Genomic DNA, 435 nt, shown 5'->3' with positions numbered 1-435 from the left:
CGGTCACGGAATCGGCCATGGCAATCGCAATGGCGCGTCAGGGCGGTCTTGGCGTTATCCACAAGAACATGTCGATTGAACAGCAGGCTGATGAAGTGCGCAAAGTAAAACGTTCCGAAAGCGGCGTTATCATCGATCCGTTCTACCTTACGCCGGAAAACTCCGTGCTTGAAGCAGACGTTTTGATGCGCAAATACAGAATCAGTGGTGTTCCAATCGTTGAAACTCTCGAAAATCGCAAATTCTGCGGCATTATTACAAACCGCGACATCCGCTTTGTTGAAGATCATACCGTTGAAATCGGCAAGGTCATGACAAAGGAAAACCTGATTACTGCGCCAGAAGGCACTTCATTGGAAAAGGCAGCAGAAATCTTGCAGCAGAACAAGATTGAAAAGCTTCCTTTGGTCAATGATGAAGGTCAGCTTGTTGGTC

1 protein-coding gene is annotated in these 435 nt (G+C 47.6%); it reads left to right on the top strand.

Annotation, left to right across the window (positions count from 1 at the left end; all coding sequences use genetic code 11):
• Positions 1-17: 17 nt before the first annotated feature.
• Positions 18-435 (top strand): CBS domain-containing protein (locus tag KJQ97_RS09490; protein WP_284454212.1); only part of this gene is annotated, 418 nt, incomplete at its 3' end.

The sequence above is a fragment of the Campylobacter sp. 2018MI01 genome (genome assembly GCF_018501205.1).
Lineage (GTDB): Bacteria > Campylobacterota > Campylobacteria > Campylobacterales > Campylobacteraceae > Campylobacter_E.
This window is presented reverse-complemented; position numbering and strand designations above follow the sequence as displayed.